Source organism: Microbacterium sp. (genome assembly GCF_039812165.1).
Taxonomy (GTDB): Bacteria; Actinomycetota; Actinomycetes; order Actinomycetales; family Microbacteriaceae; genus Microbacterium.
The window spans coordinates 1-3316 of the sequence record NZ_JBDIAB010000267.1; the positions used below are offsets into that span (position 1 = coordinate 1).

Annotated in this window: 3 protein-coding genes; 2 read left to right on the forward strand and 1 reads right to left on the reverse strand. The window is 74.1% G+C overall.

Features of this window, described 5'->3' with window-relative positions; all coding sequences use genetic code 11:
* A partial coding sequence (locus WML84_RS14045) for a polyprenyl synthetase family protein (RefSeq protein WP_347346759.1) occupies positions 1–892 on the forward strand: 892 nt, incomplete at its 5' end.
* A 12-nt stretch (positions 893–904) separates the two neighbouring features.
* Here the strand turns inward: WML84_RS14045 and WML84_RS14050 are convergent.
* The gene (locus tag WML84_RS14050) at positions 905–1255 is read right to left on the reverse strand and encodes an Rv2175c family DNA-binding protein (RefSeq protein WP_347346760.1); all 351 of its coding nucleotides are present in this window, start codon (positions 1253–1255) and stop codon (positions 905–907) included.
* 107 nt (positions 1256–1362) lie between these two features.
* On the opposite strand from WML84_RS14050, the gene pknB reads away from it, so the two are divergent.
* Complete coding sequence (pknB, locus tag WML84_RS14055) at positions 1363–3297, forward strand: Stk1 family PASTA domain-containing Ser/Thr kinase (protein WP_347346761.1); 1935 nt, start codon at positions 1363–1365, stop codon at positions 3295–3297.
* Positions 3298–3316 lie beyond the last annotated feature (19 nt).

The following is a 3316-nucleotide window of genomic DNA, read 5'->3' on the forward strand; positions in this document are numbered from 1 at the left end:
GGGGGTGCCGGCCGCCCCCGCGGAGGCCGCGATCGCCGCCGCCGCGGCGCTCGAGATCTTCCACGCGGCGGCTCTCGTGCACGACGACCTGATCGACAACTCCGACCTCCGCCGCGGCCGCCCGTCCGCGCACCGCGCGTGGGAGACATCCCACCGCGACGCCGGCTGGGCGGGCGACGCCGGCGCGTTCGGGCGCTCGGCCGCGGTGCTCCTCGGCGACCTCCTCGTCGCCTGGAGCGACGACCTCCTCGAGGAGGGGCTGCGCGGCGCGGCGCACGCCGACGCCGCGCGCACCGCGTACGCGGTCATGCGCCGCGACGTGACGATCGGCCAGTTCCTCGACGTCGCAGAGGAGGCCGCCCACGTCACCGCGCCGGACGGCGAGCACGCCGCGCGGGCGCTGCGCGTGGCATCCCTCAAGTCGGCCCGCTACAGCGTCGAGCAGCCGCTGCTGATCGGCGCCGCGATCGCCGGCGCCGACGCGGCGCAGCGCGACGCGCTGTCGCGCTTCGGGCACCCGATCGGGCTCGCCTTCCAGCTGCGCGACGACGTGCTCGGCGTGTTCGGCGACAGCGCGGTCACCGGCAAGCCCTCCGGCGACGACCTGCGCGAGGGCAAGCGCACGCTGCTCGTGGCATATGCACGAGAGGGAATGGATGCCGCGACCCGCGCGCGCTTCGACGCCGAGCTCGGCGATCCCGGCCTCGACGACGGCGCCGTGGCGCGCCTGCAGACGGCGATCGTCGACACCGGCGCGCTCGCGCGCGTCGAGACGCACATCGACGACTACGAGCGCGAGGCGGAGGCGGCGCTCGACGGCGCCGACCTCGGCGCGGAGGCGACCGCGACGTTGCGGGCGCTGGCGCGCGCGGCGATCAGCCGCACGTCCTGATCGCCCGGCCGCTCAGCCGAGCGACTGGGCGACGCGCCGGACCTCGCTCTTGCGGCCCGCCAGGAGCGCCTCGATCGGGGAGACGCCGATCGAGTCCTCGGGCGAGAGCAGCCAGTCGATCGCCTCGTCGTCGCTGAACCCGGCGTCGTGCAGGACGAACAGCGTGCCCCGCAGCGCCGACAGCGGGTGGCCGTCGACGAGGAAGACGGCGGGCACCCGCAACACGCCGTCGCGTCGCGATCCGACGAGCTGCCGCTCGTCGAGGAGGCGCCGCACGCGTCCCTGCGACTCCCCCGTCAGCGCGACGAGGTCGGGGATGGTGAGCCATTCGGTCGGGGTCTTCGATGCGGGATCGCCGGTCACGGCTCCACTATGACACGGGCGCGGCACGCAGGGGCGCGCCGAGGCGCGCACGGCGCCGGGGTGCGCCGTTGCCCGGGCTCTCAGCATCCGATCCGTAGAATCTCAGGGTGAGCACGAGCCAGCAGACCGACCCGCTGATCGGCCGACTGGTCGACGGGCGCTACCGCGTGCGCGCGCGGATCGCGCGGGGCGGCATGGCCACGGTCTACGTCGCCACCGACCTGCGCCTCGAGCGCCGGGTGGCGCTCAAGGTCATGCACGGCCATCTGTCCGACGACTCGGTGTTCCAGAGCCGCTTCGTGCAGGAGGCGCGTGCGGCCGCGCGACTGGCCGACCCGCACGTCGTGAACGTGTTCGACCAGGGCGAGGACGGCGAGATGGCCTACCTCGTCATGGAGTACCTGCCCGGCATCACGCTGCGCGAGCTCCTGCGCGAGCAGCGCCGCCTCACCATCCCGCAGACGATCACGATCATGCACGCCGTGCTCTCGGGCCTGGCCGCCGCACACCGCGCCGGCATCGTGCACCGCGACGTCAAGCCCGAGAACGTGCTGCTGGCCGAGGACGGCCGCATCAAGATCGGCGACTTCGGCCTCGCCCGCGCGACGAGCGCGAACACCGCGACCGGGCAGATGCTGCTCGGCACGATCGCCTACCTCGCACCCGAGCTCGTGACCCGCGGCACCGCCGACGCCCGCAGCGACATCTACGCGCTCGGCATCATGCTCTACGAGATGCTCGTCGGCGAGCAGCCCTACCAGGGCGAGCAGCCCATGCAGATCGCCTATCAGCACGCCACCGACTCGGTGCCGCGGCCCAGCGCGAAGAATCCCGGCGTGCCCGAGCCGCTCGACGAGCTCGTGCTGTGGGCGACCGAGCGCGAGCCCGACGAGCGGCCCGCCGACGCGCGCGCCATGCTCGAGCGTCTGCGCGAGATCGAGAAGGAGCTCGGCGTCTTCCCCCAGGTGGTGCGGACGACGCCGCTCAGCGCCCCGGTGGGCGACGACCCGGTCGACTCGGGCGAGCTGACCAAGGTCATGCCCGGCACCTTCACGACGCCGACCGCCGTGCACGAGCTCGACAACGCGACCCGACTGCGCCAGCGCACCAAGCGCAACGCGGGCAAGGGCGCGTGGCTCGTCGTCCTCGTGGTGGTGCTCGCCGCCCTCGCCGGCGGCGCCGGCTGGTGGTTCGGCTCCGGACCGGGCTCGCAGATCCCGGTGCCCGACGTGTCGGGCGGCGACTACGCGGCCGCCGAGGCCGAGCTCGTCGCCGTCGAGCTGCAGGCCGTGGCCGCCGAGGAGAACAGCCTCGACGTGCCCGCGGGCCTCGTCGTGCGGACGGATCCCGAGGCGGGCGCGCGGGTGGATGCCGGGACCGCGGTCACCGTCTACGTCTCCATCGGCCCGGCCGAGGTGTCCTTCCCCGCGCTGAACGGCATGCCCGAGTCGGACGCCCGGAAGCTGCTGGAGTCGAACAAGCTCGTCGTGCCCGACTCGGTGCACGAGTTCGACGCCGAGGTCGCCCGCGACTCGGTCATCTGGGCCTCCGTCACCCCGCAGGACGGCGGCGACGATCAGGACTGCACGGACGGATGCGTCGTGCACCAGGGCGACACCGCGACGCTCGCCGTGTCGGTCGGGGCGCTGCCCGACGTGAAGGGCCGCACGCCGGAGGACGCCGCCGGCGCGCTCCGCAGCGTCGACCTGTCGGTCAACCCCGAGAACGCCGAGGCGTACAGCGACGAGGTCGAGACGGGCCGCGTGATCGGCCTCGGCGACCGCCCGGAGGGCGGCCGGTGGCGCCCCGGCGACACCGTGCAGCTCGTGGTGTCGAAGGGCCCCGAGCCCATCGCGGTGCCCGACGTCATCGGCAACACGCTCTCGTCGGCCGCCGCGACGCTGCGCGGACTCGGCTTCAAGGTCAGCACGACGCTGCCCGAGAACATCCTCTGGGACATCTTCACGGTCGCGAGCACCGACCCGTCGCCGGGCTCGCTCCAGCCCAAGGGCACCACGATCAGCCTGCGCGTCACCGGCTGACGCCGGCAGCCCGCCCGCC